An 18,710-nucleotide genomic window follows, 5' to 3' on the forward strand; every position below is an offset into this window, starting at 1 on the left:
TGATTAATTCAGATGCTCAACGCGGATCCGGACAACAGGGCCTACCACGCCCTGGAGCGCTTCGAGCGCGGCAATCGCGTCGTTGATGCGCTGCTCGACCACACGGTGGGTCAGCAGGATCATCGGCACCAGGCCGTCGTGTTCCTCGACTTCCTTCTGCATGATCGACTCGATGTTGATCCCCCGCTCGGACAGGATACTCGCCACCTGGGCCAGTACGCCCGGGTGGTCCTTGGCCTGGATCCGTAGGTAGTAGGAGCTTTCGCACGCCTCGATCGGAAGAATCGGGTGGGCCGACAACGAATCCGGCTGGAAGGCCAGGTGCGGTACACGGTTTTCCGGGTCGGAGGTCATGGCGCGGACCACGTCCACCAGGTCGGCGACCACCGAGGAAGCCGTCGGCTCCATGCCGGCACCGGCGCCGTAGAACAGCGTCGAACCGGACGCGTCGCCGTTGACCATCACCGCGTTCATCACGCCGTTGACGTTGGCGATCAGGCGATCGGCCGGGATCAGCGTCGGGTGCACGCGCAGCTCGATGCCGCTGGCGGTGCTGCGTGCCACGCCCAGGTGCTTGATGCGGTAGCCCAGCGCTTCGGCGTAGTTCACGTCAGCGGTGGTCAGCTTGGTGATGCCTTCGGTGTAGGCCTTATCGAACTGCAACGGGATACCGAACGCGATGGACGCCAGGATCGTCAGCTTGTGCGCGGCGTCGATGCCTTCCACGTCGAAGGTCGGATCGGCCTCGGCGTAACCCAGGGCCTGGGCCTCGGCCAGCACGTCTTCGAAGGTGCGACCCTTCTCGCGCATCTCGGTGAGGATGAAGTTGCCGGTACCGTTGATGATCCCCGCCACCCAGTTGATACGGTTGGCCGACAGGCCTTCACGGATCGCCTTGATCACCGGGATGCCACCGGCCACGGCGGCTTCGAACGCCACGATCACACCCTTCTCGCGGGCCTTGGCGAAAATTTCATTACCGTGAACGGCGATGAGCGCCTTGTTCGCGGTGACCACATGCTTGCCATTCTCGATGGCCTTGAGTACCAACTCGCGGGCAACGGTATAGCCGCCCACCAGCTCTACGACGATGTCGATCTCAGGGTTCGTGGCCACTTCGAAGACATCGTTGGTAATCGCAATACCGGTCGTCTGGAACTGAGGCTTTGGCGTGCGCATGGCAATTTGTGCCACTTCGATTCCACGCCCGGCACGACGAGCAATTTCCTCGGCGTTGCGCTGAAGTACGTTGAAGGTGCCGCCACCGACGGTACCTAACCCACAGATGCCTACTTTGACCGGATTCACTCTTGACTCCCCATGAAACGGCCGACGCAAGGGTCGGCCGTGAATACAGCCGCGCAGCAACGCGGCTTTGTGTTTAACGGCCCGACGAAGGTTTTCGCCGAGCCGTGACCTTCAAAAACGGATCATTCATGATCATTTGGCACCAAGGGCCAGTTTGGCGACTTGTGGCGCCGGCTGGTAGCCCGGAATCACTTGGCCGTCGGCCAAAACGATGGCCGGTGTGCCGTTCACGCCGATGGACTGGCCGAGGGCGAACTGTTTGGAAACCGGGTTCTCGCACTTGGCGGCCTTGATTTCCTTGCCATCGACCATCTTGTCCATGGCCGCCTTCTTGTCCTTGGAGCACCAGACCGCCTGCAACTGCTCGTCACCCGGCGAACCCAGGCCCTGGCGCGGGAACGCCACGTAGCGCACTTCGATGCCGCGCTTGTTCAGCTCCGGCACTTCGGCGTGCAACTTATGGCAATACGGGCAGGTGGTGTCGGTGAACACGGTGATATGGGACTTGGTTTCGCCAACGGCCGGGTAGACCACGGTTTCCGCAACCGGAATGCCGTTGATCAGCTTGGAGATGCCCTGGCGTTCGGTGATCTCGGTGAGATTGACCGGCTTGCCGTCCTTGAGCTCGAACAGGTTGCCCTGGACGATGTACTGCCCGTCGGCGCTGGCATAGAGCACGCGGCTGCCCTTGAGCTTGACTTCATACAGGCCGGACATCGGGCTGGCCGAAATGGCTTCGATCGGCACTTCGAGCTGAAGGTTTTCCAGGCTCTTGCGGATAGCCTTGTCGGCCGCGTCATCGGCGATGGCAAAGGTACTGGCCAGCGCGATGGCGGCGGCGGTGAACATCTGGATCAAGCGCATGAGGACTCCTGAGGCGAACAAATGGGACGGGGAAACGCCGACCTTGGATTCGGGTTCCAGCCGCCCACTGTGCAAACCGGCAAAGCCTACCACATAAGGCCCGCGTGGCCGAATGCCGGTGATGCAAGACGCTTAGAGGATTGATGCAGGCTGACACACCGCCATCGCGAGCAAGCTCGCTCCCACACTTTGGTCAGTGCCGGCCCGCAATTACGCATCCACCACCAATCCCTGTGGGAGCGAGCTTGCTCGCGATGGCGGCAGCACTGACAACATCGCGGCAGATTTCAGCCGCGCGGATGGTGCTTGGCATGCAAGTCTTGCAGCCGTGCCCGAGCGACGTGAGTGTAGATTTGGGTGGTGGACAGGTCGCTGTGGCCCAACAACATCTGCACCACCCGCAGGTCAGCGCCGTGGTTGAGCAGGTGCGTGGCGAAGGCGTGGCGCAAGGTGTGGGGCGAGAGGGATTTGCCGATGCCGGCGACCTTGGCCTGGTGCTTGATACGGTGCCAGAAGGTCTGGCGGGTCATCTGGTCGCCATTGCGGCTCGGAAACAGCACGTCGCTGGGACGCCCGCCCAACAGTTCGTGGCGGGCCTCGCGCAGGTAGCGCTCGACCCAGACAATCGCTTCTTCGCCCATCGGCACCAGGCGTTCCTTGCTGCCCTTGCCCATCACCCGCAACACGCCCTGGCGCAGGTTCACCTGTTCCAGGGTCAGGCTGATCAGCTCGGTGACGCGCAGGCCGCAGGCATACAAGACCTCCAGCATGGCCCGGTCGCGCTGGCCGATGGCTTCACTGAGGTCAGGCGCCGCCAGCAACGCTTCCACGTCGGCTTCCGACAGGGACTTGGGCAGCGGGCGCCCCAGTTGCGGCATCTCCACCCGCAGGGTCGGGTCCACCGCGATCAGCTTTTCCCTCAACAGATAGCGATAAAACCCACGCAAACCGGAGAGAAATCGTGCGGTTGAGCGTGGCTTATAGGCCTGCTCCAGGCGCCACGCCAGGTGATCGAGGATCAGTTCCCGACCGGCGTTGATCAATTCCAGGTTCTGTTCCTGCAGCCAGCCGTTGAATAGGGCCAGGTCGCTGCGGTAGGCCTGGCGGGTGTTGTCGGACAGTCCCTTCTCCAACCACAAGGCGTCGAGGAACTGGTCTATCAAGGGATGATCGATGGCTGGCATAAAGACTCGTGAAAAATGCAGGCTTACGCAGGGTGCTCAAAGACCTAATCGCAGGCAACAAAAAAGCAGCCCGTAGGCTGCTTTTTTTGCATCGGAAGCTGGACTTAAGCCAGTTTTTCCTTGATGCGAGCTGCTTTACCCGACAGGTCGCGCAGGTAGTACAGCTTGGCTTTACGTACGTCACCGCGACGCTTGACAGCCATGCTGTCGATTTGCGGGCTGTAGGTCTGGAAAGTACGCTCTACGCCAACACCGTTGGAGATTTTACGAACGGTGAAAGCACTGTTCACGCCACGGTTACGCTTGGCGATAACGACGCCTTCGAACGCTTGCAGACGGGAACGATCACCTTCCTTCACTTTCACCTGAACGACAATGGTGTCGCCCGGGGCAAAGGTAGGGATCTCTTTGGTCATCTGCTCTGCTTCGAGTGCAAGGATGATTTTGTTAGTCATGCTGTGCTCCTAAGGCAAGTCTCGGACTTACCATCGATACGTTGTTAACTATCGTCCCGCTCGCGGATGTATTCCTCGAGCAGCTTCTTCTCTTCTCCAGAAAGCGAGCGGCTTTCCAGAAGATCGGCGCGTCGTTCATAGGTCCGACCAAGGGACTGCTGTAAACGCCAACGCCGGATGTGCGCGTGGTTGCCACTTAGCAACACGTCGGGAACACGCTGATCCGCATACACCTCCGGTCGGGTGTAGTGCGGGCAATCCAGCAGACCATCCGTAAAGGAATCTTCCTCAGCGGAATCCACATGCCCTAAAGCTCCAGGCAGCAGTCGTGTAACCGCATCGATCAGGACCATCGCCGGCAGCTCGCCGCCAGACAGTACATAGTCGCCAATCGACCACTCTTCATCGACATGAGCTTCAATGAAACGCTCGTCAATGCCTTCATAACGGCCGGCAATCAGGATCAATGCATCCGAATTCGCCAGCTCGCGTACCGCCGACTGAGTCAGCTGGCGGCCTTGGGGCGACAGGTAGATCACCTTCGCACCTTCCCCGGCTGCCGCCCTGGCCTGAACCAGTGCATCTTCCAGGGGCTTGATCTTCATCACCATGCCCGGACCACCGCCAAACGGGCGATCGTCCACAGTGTGATGCCGATCCGTGGTGTAGTCCCGCGGATTCCAACAAGTGAGCTGCAACAGCTCCTGTTTCACCGCGCGGCTGGTTATGCCGTACTCGCTGATGGCGGAAAACATCTCGGGAAACAATGTGATGACTTCAACGCGCAAGTTAGCCACGTTCAGAAATCCGCATCCCATTCCACCTTCATCTCGCCTGCTGCAAGGTCGACGGCCAACACGCATTGCTCGGTATAGGGCAACAGGCGTTCGCGATCATCCAGGCTGCCGACGCAAGGCTTGACCACCAGTACATCGTTCGAACCGGTCTCGAGCAGGTGATCGATCTTTCCGAGCAGTTGCCCGAGTGAATCGATAACCTTCAGACCCACCAGCTGGTACCAGTAGTACTCGCCGTCGGTCAGTTCAGGGAACAGGTTGCGTGGCACGCAGATCTCATAACCGGCCAGAAGACGCGCTTCTTCACGATCATCGAGACCCTTGAGCTTCGCGACCAGGAACTTGTCGTTCCCACGTCCGCTGACCAGCTCCACCTGTTTCACGCTGCCTTCGCGCTTGAGCGTCCAGGCTTTGTAGTCCAACAGGTTCTTGATCGGATCAGTAAAGGAATACACCTTCACTTCGCCGCGAACGCCATGAACAGAATAAATCTTGCCGACAACGATCAGGTCATCAGCCGCTTTTGGCGTCGCGTTCATATTGCTCAGGCCGCAGCCTTAGCCGATTCCTTCAACAACTGAGCAACACGCTCAGAAGGTTGTGCACCAACGCTCAGCCAGTAGGCTACGCGCTCTTGGTTCACGGACAGACGAACTTCCTGACCACGGGCGATAGGGTTGAAGAAACCAACCTGCTCTTTGTGGGAACCGTCGCGCGGGTTGCGGCTGTCGGTTACGGTCAGGTGGTAAAACGGGCGCTTTTTGGAGCCGCCAAGGGCAAGACGGATTGTTAGCATGTGAACATCGTTCCTGTAGTCGGTGCTGCAAATCTAAATGCACAGCGGGCATGGGTGCCCGAAAGGCCGCATATTCTAAGGAATATCCAGACTTTTGCAAATGACTTTTTCCGGCGAGTGCCGGCCTGCCATTCAGATCTGCCGCGGTCAGCGCCCGCCGGCGGCGGGTTGGCTGGAGATCCCACGTCCCCGTGGGCAGCGCCGGCATCACCGCCGGCGCGTGGATCCTTAGAGCTTGGGCATGCCGCCGCCGGGCAACATACCGCCCATGCCGCGCATCATCTTGGCCATCCCGCCCTTGGCGGAGAATTTCTTCATCATCTTCTGCATCTGCTTGTGCTGCTTGATCAAGCGACCGATGTCCTGCACCTGGGTGCCCGAACCCATGGCGATACGGCGCTTGCGCGAACCGCTGATCAGCTCGGGGTCGCGGCGCTCGGCCGGGGTCATGGAGTTGATGATGGCTTCCATCTGCTTGAACTGCTTTTCAGCCGCGCCCTGGGCATTGCCCATCTGCGCCAGGTTCACGCCACCGATGTTCGGCAGTTTGTCCATGAGGCCGCCCAGGCCGCCCATGTTCTTCATTTGTTGCAGCTGGTCGCGGAAGTCTTCGAGGTCGAAGCCCTTGCCCTTCTTCAGCTTCTTGGCCAGCTTGTCGGCCTTTTCCTTGTCGAGGGTCTGCTCGGCCTGCTCGATCAGGCTGAGCACGTCGCCCATGCCCAGGATGCGCGAAGCGATACGCTCGGGGTGGAACGGTTCGAGCGCTTCGCTCTTCTCGCCCATGCCGATGAACTTGATCGGTTTGCCGGTGATGGCGCGGACCGACAGCGCGGCACCGCCACGGGCATCGCCGTCGACCTTGGTCAGAATCACGCCGGTCAGCGGCAACGCATCGCCGAACGCCTTGGCGGTGTTGGCCGCGTCCTGGCCGGTCATGGCATCGACCACGAACAGGGTTTCCACCGGGTTGATCGCGGCATGCAAGGCCTTGATCTCGCCCATCATCTCGTCATCGATGTGCAGGCGACCGGCGGTGTCGACGATGACCACGTCGATGAACTTGAGCTTGGCTTCCTTTATAGCGGCCTGGGCGATGTCCACCGGTTTCTGGCTCAGGTCGGACGGGAAGAAGGTCACGCCGATGTCGTTGGCCAGGGTTTCCAGCTGCTTGATCGCCGCCGGGCGGTAGATGTCCGCGGACACCACCATCACCGACTTCTTCTTGCGCTCCTTGAGCAGGCGCGCCAGTTTGCCGGCGGTGGTGGTCTTGCCCGCGCCCTGCAGGCCGGCCATCAACACCACGGCAGGCGGGACGGCGCTCAGGTTCAGGTCTTCGTTGGCGGCGCCCATCAGGCTTTCGAGTTCGGCCTGGACGATCTTCACGAACGCCTGGCCCGGCGTCAGGCTGCGCGACACTTCGGTGCCGACGGCGCGTTCCTTGACCGAGTTGACGAAGTCCTTGACCACCGGCAGGGCGACGTCGGCTTCGAGCAACGCCATGCGCACTTCGCGCAGGGTGTCTTTGATGTTGTCCTCGGTCAGTTTCGCCTTGCCGGTGACATGGCGCAGCGTCTGCGAGAGACGGTCGGTTAGGTTTTCAAACATGCGCGATCCTTTCAGGCCCAGATGAGACCGGGATAATGGCGGCCCAGACCGTGAAAAATGTGCTCGGCGAGCCTGCGGCGTGGGCAGGTCGCGGATTATAGCGAAGAAGCGTGCAACGTACACCTGCCGGTCTTTCGTGTGGCGGGGGTTCTATGCCAAACTCAGCGACTTTCGGGCCTGCTTAACAGGATTTATGCTCCCCTTGCCACCCAGCTTGCTTGCCACACTCGCCGCCGCCTGCCTCTACGCCGCTGCGACCCTCTATCAAGGCACTCGCCTGGCCTCCGGCGCCAAGGCGAACAAACGCCTGCTGGTCACGCTTGGCGTGCTGGCGGTGCTCGGCCACGCGGCCAGCCTTTATACCCACCTGATGACGCCCATTGGCCTGGGCCTGGACTTTTTCAACGCCGCCAGCCTGATCGCCGTGGCCGTGATCGCCCTGACGCTGCTGGCCTGCTCGCGCATCCCGGTGGAAAACCTGCTGGTGCTGCTGTTCCCGCTGGGACTGACGACGGTGCTGCTGGCGCAGTTCGCGCCGTCGGGCACGGTGCAGGTCATCGACGAGGAGCCCGGCATCCTGGCCCACATCCTGCTGTCGATCCTGGCCTACGGCCTGTTCACCATCGCGGTCTTCCAGGCCTTGCTGCTGCTGGTGCAGGACCACCAGCTCAAGAACAAGCACCCGTCCGGGCTGATCCGCAACTTCCCGCCGCTGCAAACCATGGAAAGCCTGCTGTTCGGCTTCCTCTGGGCCGGCTGGACGCTGTTGTCGCTGTCGCTGATCTCCGGTTGGCTGTTCGTCGAGAACCTGTTCGCCCAGCACCTGGTGCACAAGACCCTGCTGGCCTGCCTGGCGTGGGTGGTGTTCAGCGTATTGCTGTGGGGCCGCAACCGCCTGGGCTGGCGCGGCCACAAGGCCATTCGCTGGACCCTCGCCGGTTTCTGCCTGCTGATGCTCGCGTACTTCGGCAGCAAGCTGGTCCGCGAATACATCCTGCATGTGTGACGGACGGCCCTGATGGATACGTTGCCCGTGGCGCCACTGCTCGCCGTGTGGGTCGTGCTGATCCTCTGGTCGGCCCTGTTCACCGCCATCGAAGCCGCCCAGCAACACCTGCTGGCCCAGCGCAAAGCCTCCCGGGCCACTGACAAACCGCTCGCGACGCTGAACTTCGCGCTGATCAGCCTGGTTCTGTGCAACACCTTTTGTCGCACCCTGGCCGTGGTCATCGGCACCTTGCTGGCGATTTTCGCCTGGCTGGAGAACGGCCCCTGGGCCGCCTGGCTCGGCACCAGCGTAGCCCTGCTGGTGTTCGCCGACTACCTGCCGCGCTCACTGGCCAGCCGCCACCCCGATTCGGTGCTGGGGGTCGGCAACGCCTTGCTGGGCGTGCCATTGAAGATCGTTTACCCGTTAGCCTGGTTGCTCAACGCCATCAGCCAGTTGCTCCTGCGCCCGTTTGCCCGCAAGGCCAGCGTGGTGGTGCAGAGCGACGACGAAATGCCCACGCCCCCGCGCAACGAGCACGAACCCGAGCACAGCGGCGGCCGGCTGCACCCGATTTCCGGCATCCATGCCCTGGACAACATCACCGTCAACGACATCCTAGTGCCACGCAGCGAGGTCGATGGTATCAACCTCGACGACCCGATCGGCGAGATCATCGAGCAACTGCGCCTGAACCGACGCACCCGCCTGCCGGTGTTCCACAGCGACATCAACCAGGTCGAGGCGGTCCTCAACACCCGCCAGATCCGTCATCTGCTAGCGGATGCCAGCCTGACCCAGGAAGCCCTGCTGGCCGCCTCCCACGAACCCTACTTCGTACCGGAAAGCACGCCATTGCAATTGCAACTGCTGAATTTCCACAAGCAGCAACGGCGCCTGGGCATGGTGGTGGACGAATACGGCGAAGTGCTGGGTATCGTCACCCTGGAAGACATCCTCGAAGAAATCGTCGGCGAATTCGAAAGCGAACACAGCCTCGACAACCCCCATGTGCATCCCCAGCCCGACGGCCGCCTGATGATCGACGGCGCGGCGTCGATCCGCGAGCTGAACCGCACCCTCGGCTGGCACCTGCCTTGCGACGGCCCCAAGACCCTCAACGGGCTGGTGACCGAAGCGCTGGAAACCATTCCCGAAAGCCCGGTGTGCCTGAAGATCGGCCGCTACCGGCTGGAAATCATCGAAACCGTGGACAACCGCGTCAGCCAGGTGCTGGCGTGGCATAACAGTTCGGTGCCTGCGGCGCTCTAACCCCCCAATAACCTCTAAGTGAAATACAGTTGTGGCGAGGGGATTTATCCCCGTTGGGTCGCGCAGCGACCCCAAACTGTTAGTCAGTTGCTTAAGATTCGGCGCAACGTCTTTTGGGGACCGCTTCGCAGTCCAACGGGGATAAATCCCCTCGCCACAAAAGCTCGTTTCGGCGTCAATAGGTATTGTTGATTCGTTAGCCTCCTTCCTATACTCAACCCGCTTATCCAGCCCTCGCCCGAACCCCGTGCCTACCCAGCACCCGGCAGGTTCCGGCCAGATCATCGGCAAAATCCGCATCAGCCCCAGGACTGTTCCTACCCGAAACAGCGACGGGATACCCGCCCACATCCCTGGGTGTTCGACCATAATAATTCGCTCCCACGGAGCACATGACTGTCAGGGATAACTGCATGACCACCACGACCTGCAACGACGCCGTGCCTGCCCAGCCGACGAACTCCGCCACACGCGTGGCCACCGCGAGTTTCATCGGCACCGCCATCGAGTTCTACGACTTCTACGTCTACGCCACCGCCGCCGCCCTGGTGATCGGGCCGGTGTTCTTCCCGCAAACCTCCGGCACGGCGCAGATGCTGTCGTCGTTCCTGACCTTCGGCATCGCCTTTCTCGCCCGCCCGCTGGGCTCGGCGCTGTTTGGCCACTTCGGCGACCGGATCGGGCGCAAGTCCACGCTAGTGGCATCGTTGCTGCTGATGGGCGTGTGCACCACCCTGATCGGTGTGTTGCCCGGCTATGCCAGCATCGGCGCCTGGGCCCCGATCCTCTTGTGCCTGCTGCGTTTTGGCCAAGGCCTGGGTCTGGGCGGTGAATGGGGCGGCGCGGCGCTGCTCGCCACCGAGAATGCGCCAAAAGGCAAGCGCGCCTGGTTCGGCATGTTCCCGCAATTGGGGCCGTCCATCGGCTTCCTGGCGGCCAACGGGCTGTTCCTGAGCCTGGCCATGACCCTGGACGACGAGCAATTTCGCGCCTGGGGCTGGCGCATTCCGTTCCTGCTCAGCGCGGTGTTGGTGATCGTCGGCCTCTACGTGCGCCTGAAGCTGCACGAAACCCCGGTGTTCGCCAACGCCGTGGCCCGCCAGGAACGGGTAAAGGTGCCGCTGGTCGAGCTGTTCAGTCAGTACTGGGCGCCTACCTTGCTGGGCGCCGCGGCAATGGTGGTGTGTTACGCGCTGTTCTACATCTCGACGGTGTTTTCCCTGAGCTACGGGGTGTCCACCCTCGGCTACAGCCGCGAGACCTTCCTCGGCCTGCTGTGCTTTGCCGTGCTGTTCATGGCCGCTGCCACGCCCCTCTCGGCCTGGGCCAGCGATCGCTTCGGGCGCAAGCCGGTGCTGATCGGCGGCGGCCTGCTGGCCATTGCCTCGGGCTTTCTCATGGAACCCCTGCTGACCCAAGGCTCGACCGCCGGCGTGGCGTTGTTCCTGTGCATCGAACTGTTCCTGATGGGCGTGACCTTCGCCCCCATGGGCGCCTTGCTGCCAGAGCTGTTCCCCACCCACGTGCGCTACACCGGCGCCTCGGCGGCCTACAACCTGGGCGGCATCGTCGGGGCCTCGGCCGCGCCGTTCTTCGCTCAGAAACTGGTAGCCATGGGTGGCCTGAGCTACGTCGGCGGCTACGTATCGGCCGCTGCCGTGCTCAGCGTGATGGCGGTGCTGTGCCTGAAGGAAACCCGCCATAACGACCTGAACCGGGTCGCCTGAACCCCGCACACCCGCACTGTGGCGAGGGCAGTCCCCCGCCACAGCAACCTGTCACAACGTTGAACAGCTTCCACGAAATAGCTGCTAACAATCACCGGCCATTGAAACCACCCCCCACCTGCCCCATCTAAGACCCATACTCCATTGCGCAGGTGCCCCATGAGCGACCAGCACTCTACTGAAGCCGCGAACGATTACGCAGACGCCGAACACATCGAACATTCCGCCTCCGGCACTGGCCTGGCCCTGCCCGGCCAGAACCTGCCGGACAAGGTCTACATCATCCCCATCCACAATCGTCCGTTCTTCCCGGCCCAGGTGTTGCCGGTCATCGTCAATGAAGAACCGTGGGCCGAAACCCTGGAACTGGTCGCCAAGTCCGAGCACCACTCGCTGGCGCTGTTCTTCATGGACACGCCCCAGGAAGACCCGCGCCATTTCGATACCTCGGCGCTGCCGCTGTACGGCACCCTGGTCAAGGTCCACCACGCCAGTCGCGAAGGCGGCAAACTGCAGTTCGTCGCCCAGGGCCTGACCCGCGTGCGCATCCGCACCTGGCTCAAGCATCATCGCCCGCCCTACCTGGTGGAAGTCGAATATCCGCATCAGCCCAGCGAGCCGACCGACGAGGTCAAGGCCTACGGCATGGCGCTGATCAATGCCATCAAGGAATTGCTGCCGCTCAACCCGCTGTACAGCGAAGAACTGAAAAACTATCTCAACCGCTTCAGCCCCAACGACCCGTCGCCGCTGACCGACTTTGCCGCCGCCCTCACCTCCGCCACCGGCAGCGAGTTGCAGGAAGTGCTCGACTGCGTGCCGATGCTCAAGCGCATGGAAAAAGTCCTGCCGATGCTGCGTAAGGAAGTCGAGGTGGCCCGGCTGCAGAAAGAGATTTCCGCCGAGGTCAACAATAAGATCGGCGAACATCAGCGCCAGTTCTTCCTCAAGGAACAGCTCAAGGTCATCCAGCAGGAGCTGGGCCTGACCAAGGACGACCGCAGCGCCGACCTCGAACAGTTCGAGCAGCGCCTGGAAGGCAAGACGCTGTCGATCCAGGCGCAGAAGCGCATCGAAGAGGAAATGAACAAGCTCTCGATCCTGGAGACCGGTTCGCCGGAATACGCCGTCACCCGCAATTACCTGGACTGGGCGACGTCGGTGCCATGGGGCGTGTACGGCCAGGACAAACTCGACCTGAAACATGCGCGCAAGGTACTCGACCAGCACCACGCCGGGCTGGACGACATCAAGGACCGCATCCTGGAGTTCCTCGCGGTCGGCGCCTACAAGGGCGAGATCAGTGGCTCCATCGTCCTGCTGGTAGGCCCGCCGGGCGTGGGCAAGACCAGCGTTGGCAAGTCCATTGCCGAATCCCTGGGGCGACCGTTCTACCGCTTCAGCGTCGGCGGCATGCGCGACGAAGCCGAGATCAAGGGGCATCGGCGCACCTACATTGGCGCCCAGCCGGGCAAGCTGGTGCAGGCGCTCAAGGATGTCGAAGTGATGAACCCGGTGATCATGCTCGACGAAATCGACAAGATGGGCCAGAGCTATCAGGGCGACCCGGCGTCCGCCTTGCTGGAAACCCTCGACCCGGAACAGAACGTCGAATTTCTCGATCACTACCTGGACATGCGCCTGGACCTGTCCAAGGTGCTGTTCGTCTGCACCGCCAACACCCTGGACTCGATCCCCGGCCCGCTGCTGGACCGGATGGAAGTCATTCGCCTGTCGGGCTACATCACCGAAGAAAAGGTCGCCATCGCCAAGCGGCATCTGTGGCCCAAGCAACTGGCCAAGGCCGGTGTCGCCAAGGGCAGCCTGAGCATCAGCGACAGCGCCCTCAAGGCCCTGATCGACGGTTACGCCCGTGAAGCCGGGGTGCGCCAGTTGGAGAAACAACTGGGCAAGCTGGTGCGCAAGGCCGTGATCAAGTTGATCGATGAACCGAAGGCGGTGATCAAGCTCGGTCCGAAAGACCTCGAGGCATCCCTGGGCAAACCGGTGTTTCGCAATGAACAGGTGCTGTCCGGTGTCGGCGTGATCACCGGCCTGGCCTGGACCAGCATGGGCGGCGCGACCCTGCCGATCGAAGCGACGCGCATCCACACCCTCAATCGCGGCTTCAAGCTGACCGGGCAACTGGGCGAGGTGATGAAAGAGTCGGCGGAAATTGCCTACAGCTACGTCAGCTCGCACCTCAAGCAATTCGGCGGTGACCCGAAGTTCTTCGACGAAGCCTTCGTGCATTTGCACGTACCGGAAGGCGCCACGCCCAAGGACGGGCCGAGTGCCGGCGTGACCATGGCCAGCGCCCTGCTGTCCCTGGCCCGCAACCAACCGCCGAAGAAAGGCGTGGCGATGACAGGCGAACTGACCCTGACCGGGCACGTGCTGCCGATTGGCGGGGTCCGCGAGAAGGTGATCGCGGCACGCCGGCAGAAAATCAACGAACTGATCCTGCCGGACGCCAACCGGGGCAACTTCGAAGAACTGCCGGACTATCTCAAGGACGGCATGACGGTGCATTTCGCCAAGCGGTTCGCGGATGTGGCGAAGGTGTTGTTCTGAGGATCCTGTAGCGCCTGCACTGCTGTCTTCGCGAGCAAGCCCGCTCCCACACTGGACCAGGTCGTGCACAGAATCTGTGAACGACCTGATCCAGTGTGGGAGCGGGCTTGCTCGCGAATGGATCATCAGAAACAACACGCCCCCACCTGACACACCCGGTAGCATCTTCGGTTATGCTCGCCATTCGTCGTGAATGCCGGAGCCCTTATGTCCCCCACTCGCCTGCTTGTCCCTTTGAGCCTCGCGCTGTTGAGTGCCTGCGCCACGCAATCGAAACACAACGTGACCGTGGAAAAACTCAGCCAATGCCCGGTGCGGCTCGATAGCGGGCAAAACCTGATCCTGAGTCTGCCCAGCAACCCCACCACCGGGTACCGCTGGACGATCCAGGACTCGGCAGGCGGCGTGCTGAAAAGCCTTGGCCCCGAGGTTTACCGTAACCCGGAAGACGCGGGCATCGTCGGCGCTGCCGGTGTGTCCACCTGGCGCTTCCAGGCGTTCACCGCGGGCACCGGACGCTTGCGCCTGACGTACCAACAACCCTGGGCACCGGAAGTGCCGCCGGTGGAAACCTTTGACTGCGCCATTTCGGTGAACTGACCGTGGGTTGGCTGATCCTGGCGTTGATGGGCGCGGCCACCTACCTCTATGGCCTGGCCATGCACGCCACGCTGCTGTGCCTGCTGGTCAAGCCCATGCCGGTGCTGGCCCTGTTGGGCTGGTTGCACGATGCGCCGCCTGGCGAATACCGGCGCTGGATCAGCCTGGGGTTGATGTTCTCGCTGGTGGGCGACGTATTGCTGGCCTGGCCTGGGGACCTGTTCGTGTTCGGCCTGGGTGCGTTTCTGCTGGCGCACCTGGCCTACCTGAAGGCCTATCTCAGCGACACTCGTCGCCCGGCGCTGCTACCGTTGGCGCTGGCGCTGGGCATCGGCGCGCTGTTGCTGGGCCTGCTCGTGTCCGGCGGACTCGGGCCGTTGTTGGTGCCGGTGATCGTGTATGGCCTGGTCATCAGCGCCATGCTCTGGCGAGCGCTGGCGCGCCTGGGCAGCCAGGTTCCCCGGCGCTCGGCCTGGCTGGCCGCCGCGGGGGCGCTGGCCTTCGTCGTGTCCGATAGCATGATCGGCATCAACCGCTTCGTCGCGCCCTTCCATGCCGCGCCTTACCTGATCATCCTCAGCTATTGGCTGGGCCAGTGGGGCATCACGGCGTCAGCCTTTACCCGACGGCCCGTCTGAGGCCAGGATCGATGCGCGCGCCCAGCGTCCACAAAGGCTCGCGCCCAGCGGTTTTTTGGTTAAAATGCCGGCCTTTTCACCCTCCATTCCCCTGGAACCCCCGTGAGCAAAGAGCCCGATCGCCTATTCGCCCAACCCTTGGCCCAAGTGCCTGACTTCGCCTTCAACGAGGACGTGGTGCGGGTGTTTCCGGACATGATCAAGCGTTCGGTGCCGGGTTACCCGACCATTGTCGAAAACCTCGGTGTGCTCGCCGCGCAGTTCGCCCAACCGGGCAGCGTGCTCTACGACCTGGGTTCGTCCCTGGGCGCGGTGACCCAGGCGCTGCGCCGTCATGTGCGCACCGACGGCTGCCGGGTGATTGCCGTGGACAACTCGGCGGCCATGGTCGAGCGCTGCCGTGAATACCTGAACGGCCAGGACTCGATGTTCCAGGAGTTGCTCCCGGTGGAGGTGATCGAAGGCGACATCCTCGCCCTGGACTTCCAGCCGGCCTCGGTGGTGGCGCTGAACTTCACCCTGCAATTCATCGCCCCGCAAGAGCGTACCGCTTTATTGGGGCGCATCCGTCAGTCGCTGCTGCCCGGTGGCGCGCTGATCCTGTCGGAAAAACTGCGTTTCAACGATGTCCAGGAGCACGCGCTGCTCACCGACCTGCACGTGGCGTTCAAGCGCGCCAACGGCTACAGCGAACTGGAAATCGCCCAGAAACGCAGCGCCATCGAAAACGTCATGAAGCCCGACAGCCTCGAAGAACACCGCGAGCGCCTGCTGGCGGCCGGGTTCTCGAAAGTCGTGCCGTGGTTCCAATGCCTTAACTTCGCCTCGTTGATTGCCCTGCCATGATTGACCTGTCCCCCTCGCCCGCCATCTGGCCGGCACCCCCTTGGCCGCCTGGGCCGCGACGCTGCAGACGCAACTCGACCGCAAAATGGAAAAGGGCCACGGCGACCTGGAACGCTGGCAAAGCGCCCTCGATGCCTTGCCCGTCCTGCAGCCAAGCAAAATCGACTTGCTCAACGGCCTGACGCTGGACACCGATTGCAGTGACGAAACCCGCGCGCAGATGCGTACGGCACTGATGGGCCTGTCGCCGTGGCGCAAAGGCCCGTTCGACCTGTTTGGCGTGCACGTGGACACCGAATGGCGCTCGGACTGGAAGTGGTCGCGGGTCGCGCCGCACCTTGACCTCAAGGGTAAGCGCATCCTCGACGTGGGCTGCGGCAATGGCTATTACATGTGGCGGATGCTCGGGGCCGGGGCCGACACCGTGATCGGCGTCGATCCCAACTGGCTGTTCTTCTGCCAGTTCCAGGCGGTGCAGCGCTACCTGTCGCAGCCCAATGCCTGGCACCTGCCGTTCCCGTTCGAAGACCTGCCGCCAGACCTCGAAGGGTTCGATACGGTGTTTTCCATGGGTGTGTTCTATCACCGCCGCTCGCCGATCGAACACTTGCTGGCCCTCAAGGACTGCCTGGTCAAGGGCGGTGAACTGGTGCTCGAAACCCTGGTGATCGAAGGCGACGAACATCAGGTGCTGGTGCCCGAGGACCGCTACGCGCAGATGCGTAACGTGTGGTTCCTGCCCTCGGTGCCGGCCCTGGAACGCTGGCTGCGGCGTGCCGGGTTCAGCGACGTGCGCTGCGTGGACGTGAGCCTGACGAGCGTCGAGGAACAGCGCAGCACCGAGTGGATGAAGTACCAGTCATTGAGTGACTTCCTCGATCCTGCGGACCACGGCAAAACCATCGAAGGCCTGCCGGCGCCGATGCGGGCCGTGATTGTGGCGCGTAAATAGATAGATTGTCCCCCTATGTGAGCCAGTCCATGTTCACTTTAGGGCTGCCAATCATTGTGGCGAGGGAGCTTGCTCCCGCTCGGCTGCACAGCAGCCGTAAAATCCGCCAACTGGTTTTTCCTGAGGCACTGTGTTGAATGGTTTGGGGCCGCTGCGCAGCCCAGCGGGAGCAAGCTCCCTCGCCACGGGGCTATGTATTCAACCTTGCGATTTGGCCCTGCGCGCCTTGAAGAACTCGCTCAACACCGTGCTGCATTCCTCTGCCAGCACCCCACCCTCGAACATCACCCGATGGTTCAGGAAGCCCTGGCTGAAAAACTGCCCCTGACTCTGGACGATGCCAGCCTTGGGTTCCAGGGCGCCGTAGACGACCCGGGCGATGCGCGAGTGGACGATGAGGCCGGCGCACATGCTGCACGGCTCCAGCGTGACGTAGAGGGTGCTGCCCGGCAGGCGATAGTTGCTCACGGCCTGGGCCGCGGCACGAATGGCGACCATTTCCGCGTGGGCGCTGGGGTCGTGGCCGCTGATCGGGCAGTTGAAGCCGCGCCCGATGATCTCGCCGTCCTGCACCAGCACCGCACCCACCGGCACTTCGCCCAAGGCCGCGCCTTGGGCGGCGAGGGCCAGGGCTTCGCGCATGAAATCCTGGTCACGGCTGCGGTCGATGATCCGCGCGGGACGAATCTGGCGCATCACGCCACCTCGATGGCGGCCATCAGGCCGGTTTCCATGTGGTCGATCACATGGCAGTGGAACATCCATACCCCCGGGTTATCCGCCACCAGCGCCACCTGGGCCCGCTCGTTCTTGCCCAGCAGGTAGGTGTCAGTGAAGTATGGGACAACCTTGTGCCGGTTGGACGCGATCACCTTGAAGCTCATGCCGTGCAAGTGGATCGGATGCTGGTACTGGGTCATGTTCTTCAGTTCGAAAATATAGCTCTGGCCTTTTTTCAGCGTGGCAATCGGCCGGTCGGCGCAGGTCTTGTCGGTGATGTCCCAGGCCTTGCCGTTGATCTGCCACAGGCTCGGCGGCTTGCCGTTGTCCACATTGACCGACACCGAACCGACCCATTCGAAATTGAAGTTGAGTTTCTCGGCATTGGCCAGGTCCGGCTCGGCGACCGGGTTGGCGGGCAGCGCGGGTGGCCACTGGGTGGGCGCATCGTTGTTGACCACCGAGCGCAAGGTGCCCAGGCGCACCGGGCCGTTGCGCAACGACAGTTCCTCCCCGGCCGGCGGCGTCTTGATCGCCAGGCAGATGCGCATGCCCGGCCCCAGCCAGTATTCCTTGCCCAGCGGGCGCGGCTCGACGGGATTGCCGTCCAGTGCGTAGATCTGCGCTTCGGCGCCCGGAATATTGATCCGGTAGGTCAGGGTGTTGTCCAGGTTGAGCAAGCGCACCCGGGTGATCTGCCCGGCCGGCAGGTCGATGACCGCCTGCGACACGCCGTTGATGGTCGACAGCCGCCCCGCCGTTCCGCCACGGGCCGCTTCGCGGGGCACGCTGAAGGCCACGAACTCGCCCTGCTCGTCCACGTGCCAGCTCTTGAGGCTCAGGGTCTGCTCGTATTTGAATCCGGTGGGCTCGCGCTCCTCGACGATCAACGGCCCCACGAGGCCGCGACCGAGCTCCTCGCTGCTGTTGACGTGAGGGTGATACCAATAGCTGCCGGCGTCCGGCACACGGAATTTGTAATCGAAGTACTCGCCCGGCAGCACCGGCAACTGCGAGACATACGGCACGCCATCCATCTCCAGCGGCAAGCGGATGCCGTGCCAGTGGATGGTGGTGGCGACCGGCAGGTGGTTGATGAACCGCACCCGCAGCCATTCACCCTGGCGTACCCGCAGCTCGGTGCCCGGCGCCGACGGGCCGAAGGCCCAAGCCTGGGTCTTGTGCCCGGCCACCAGTTCCACGTCCAGGGGCGCGGCGATCAATTCATAGTCGTGCCCAGCCTGGGCATCCGCCCGCTTGCCCAACCAATACCGCGATGCGCCTCCCGCGCCAACGCCCACGACAACAAGACCGGCCAGGCCACCGAGAATTTGGCGACGGGTAAACGACATGAAGGCAACCACCTATTGAATCCGCGCGAACC

At 62.6% G+C, this 18,710-nt stretch carries 17 protein-coding genes and 1 pseudogene; 8 read left to right on the forward strand and 10 right to left on the reverse strand.

What is annotated here, in order from left to right; translation table 11 throughout:
• Nucleotides 1-3: 3 nt before the first annotated feature.
• The 8 genes from KI241_RS21965 to ffh all read right to left on the reverse strand — a co-directional run bounded on the left by KI241_RS21965 (nucleotide 4) and on the right by ffh (nucleotide 7,009).
• Nucleotides 4-1,308, reverse strand: a complete 1,305-nt coding sequence (locus KI241_RS21965) for a homoserine dehydrogenase (protein ID WP_042730056.1) — start codon at nucleotides 1,306-1,308, stop codon at nucleotides 4-6.
• A gap of 132 nt (nucleotides 1,309-1,440) precedes the next feature.
• On the reverse strand, nucleotides 1,441-2,172 hold the full coding sequence (locus tag KI241_RS21970; RefSeq protein WP_042730057.1) for a DsbC family protein: 732 nt from the start codon (nucleotides 2,170-2,172) through the stop codon (nucleotides 1,441-1,443).
• A 287-nt stretch (nucleotides 2,173-2,459) separates the two neighbouring features.
• Nucleotides 2,460-3,356, reverse strand: coding sequence for a site-specific tyrosine recombinase XerD (gene xerD, locus KI241_RS21975; protein ID WP_047736764.1), 897 nt, complete (start codon nucleotides 3,354-3,356; stop codon nucleotides 2,460-2,462).
• Nucleotides 3,357-3,460: 104 nt separating this feature from the next.
• The gene (gene rplS / locus KI241_RS21980) at nucleotides 3,461-3,811 is read right to left on the reverse strand and encodes a 50S ribosomal protein L19 (protein WP_003175895.1); all 351 of its coding nucleotides are present in this window, start codon (nucleotides 3,809-3,811) and stop codon (nucleotides 3,461-3,463) included.
• A 44-nt stretch (nucleotides 3,812-3,855) separates the two neighbouring features.
• A complete protein-coding gene (gene trmD, locus KI241_RS21985) occupies nucleotides 3,856-4,629 on the reverse strand; it encodes a tRNA (guanosine(37)-N1)-methyltransferase TrmD (protein WP_172679732.1) in 774 nt (257 codons plus the stop codon).
• On the reverse strand, nucleotides 4,611-5,147 hold the full coding sequence (gene rimM / locus KI241_RS21990) for a ribosome maturation factor RimM (protein WP_042732326.1): 537 nt from the start codon (nucleotides 5,145-5,147) through the stop codon (nucleotides 4,611-4,613). Before rimM ends, trmD begins: the two co-directional genes overlap by 19 nt.
• A 5-nt stretch (nucleotides 5,148-5,152) precedes the next feature.
• Nucleotides 5,153-5,404, reverse strand: a complete 252-nt coding sequence (gene rpsP, locus KI241_RS21995; RefSeq protein ID WP_007927680.1) for a 30S ribosomal protein S16 — start codon at nucleotides 5,402-5,404, stop codon at nucleotides 5,153-5,155.
• A gap of 228 nt (nucleotides 5,405-5,632) precedes the next feature.
• Nucleotides 5,633-7,009 (reverse strand): signal recognition particle protein, encoded by a 1,377-nt coding sequence (ffh, locus tag KI241_RS22000; protein WP_042732327.1) that lies wholly within the window; start codon nucleotides 7,007-7,009, stop codon nucleotides 5,633-5,635.
• Nucleotides 7,010-7,202: 193 nt separating this feature from the next.
• Here ffh and ccsA point away from each other — a divergent pair, with 193 nt between their 5' ends.
• The 8 genes and pseudogenes from ccsA to cmoB all read left to right on the forward strand — a co-directional run bounded on the left by ccsA (nucleotide 7,203) and on the right by cmoB (nucleotide 16,606).
• Nucleotides 7,203-8,015 carry a cytochrome c biogenesis protein CcsA gene (ccsA, locus tag KI241_RS22005; RefSeq protein WP_042732328.1) on the forward strand — a complete coding sequence of 271 codons (813 nt, stop codon included), beginning with the start codon at nucleotides 7,203-7,205 and terminating at the stop codon, nucleotides 8,013-8,015.
• A 12-nt stretch (nucleotides 8,016-8,027) separates the two neighbouring features.
• Entirely contained in the window at nucleotides 8,028-9,269 is a 1,242-nt protein-coding gene (locus KI241_RS22010; protein ID WP_047736769.1) for a CNNM domain-containing protein, read from the forward strand.
• Nucleotides 9,270-9,682: 413 nt separating this feature from the next.
• A complete protein-coding gene (locus KI241_RS22015; RefSeq protein WP_212802989.1) occupies nucleotides 9,683-10,996 on the forward strand; it encodes an MFS transporter in 1,314 nt (437 codons plus the stop codon).
• A gap of 159 nt (nucleotides 10,997-11,155) precedes the next feature.
• Nucleotides 11,156-13,570 (forward strand): endopeptidase La, encoded by a 2,415-nt coding sequence (gene lon / locus KI241_RS22020; protein ID WP_047736773.1) that lies wholly within the window; start codon nucleotides 11,156-11,158, stop codon nucleotides 13,568-13,570.
• Between the two features lie 207 nt (nucleotides 13,571-13,777).
• Nucleotides 13,778-14,170 carry a protease inhibitor I42 family protein gene (locus KI241_RS22025; RefSeq protein ID WP_042732435.1) on the forward strand — a complete coding sequence of 131 codons (393 nt, stop codon included), beginning with the start codon at nucleotides 13,778-13,780 and terminating at the stop codon, nucleotides 14,168-14,170.
• 2 nt (nucleotides 14,171-14,172) lie between these two features.
• A complete protein-coding gene (locus tag KI241_RS22030; RefSeq protein WP_042732436.1) occupies nucleotides 14,173-14,808 on the forward strand; it encodes a lysoplasmalogenase in 636 nt (211 codons plus the stop codon).
• A 102-nt stretch (nucleotides 14,809-14,910) separates the two neighbouring features.
• Nucleotides 14,911-15,654, forward strand: a complete 744-nt coding sequence (gene cmoA / locus KI241_RS22035) for a carboxy-S-adenosyl-L-methionine synthase CmoA (RefSeq protein WP_047736775.1) — start codon at nucleotides 14,911-14,913, stop codon at nucleotides 15,652-15,654.
• Nucleotides 15,651-16,606: pseudogene (cmoB, locus tag KI241_RS22040) on the forward strand (tRNA 5-methoxyuridine(34)/uridine 5-oxyacetic acid(34) synthase CmoB). Before cmoA ends, cmoB begins: the two are co-directional and overlap by 4 nt.
• A 198-nt stretch (nucleotides 16,607-16,804) precedes the next feature.
• Here cmoB and tadA read toward each other — a convergent pair.
• The gene (tadA, locus tag KI241_RS22045) at nucleotides 16,805-17,302 is read right to left on the reverse strand and encodes a tRNA adenosine(34) deaminase TadA (RefSeq protein ID WP_042731062.1); all 498 of its coding nucleotides are present in this window, start codon (nucleotides 17,300-17,302) and stop codon (nucleotides 16,805-16,807) included.
• The gene (locus tag KI241_RS22050) at nucleotides 17,302-18,678 is read right to left on the reverse strand and encodes a multicopper oxidase family protein (protein ID WP_212802990.1); all 1,377 of its coding nucleotides are present in this window, start codon (nucleotides 18,676-18,678) and stop codon (nucleotides 17,302-17,304) included. The genes tadA and KI241_RS22050 overlap by 1 nt, the downstream gene beginning before the upstream one ends.
• Between the last annotated feature and the right edge of the window lie 32 nt (nucleotides 18,679-18,710).

Origin of the sequence: Pseudomonas sp. Cab53 (assembly GCF_018325965.1) — a bacterium.
Taxonomy (GTDB): Bacteria; Pseudomonadota; Gammaproteobacteria; order Pseudomonadales; family Pseudomonadaceae; genus Aquipseudomonas; species Aquipseudomonas chlororaphis_E.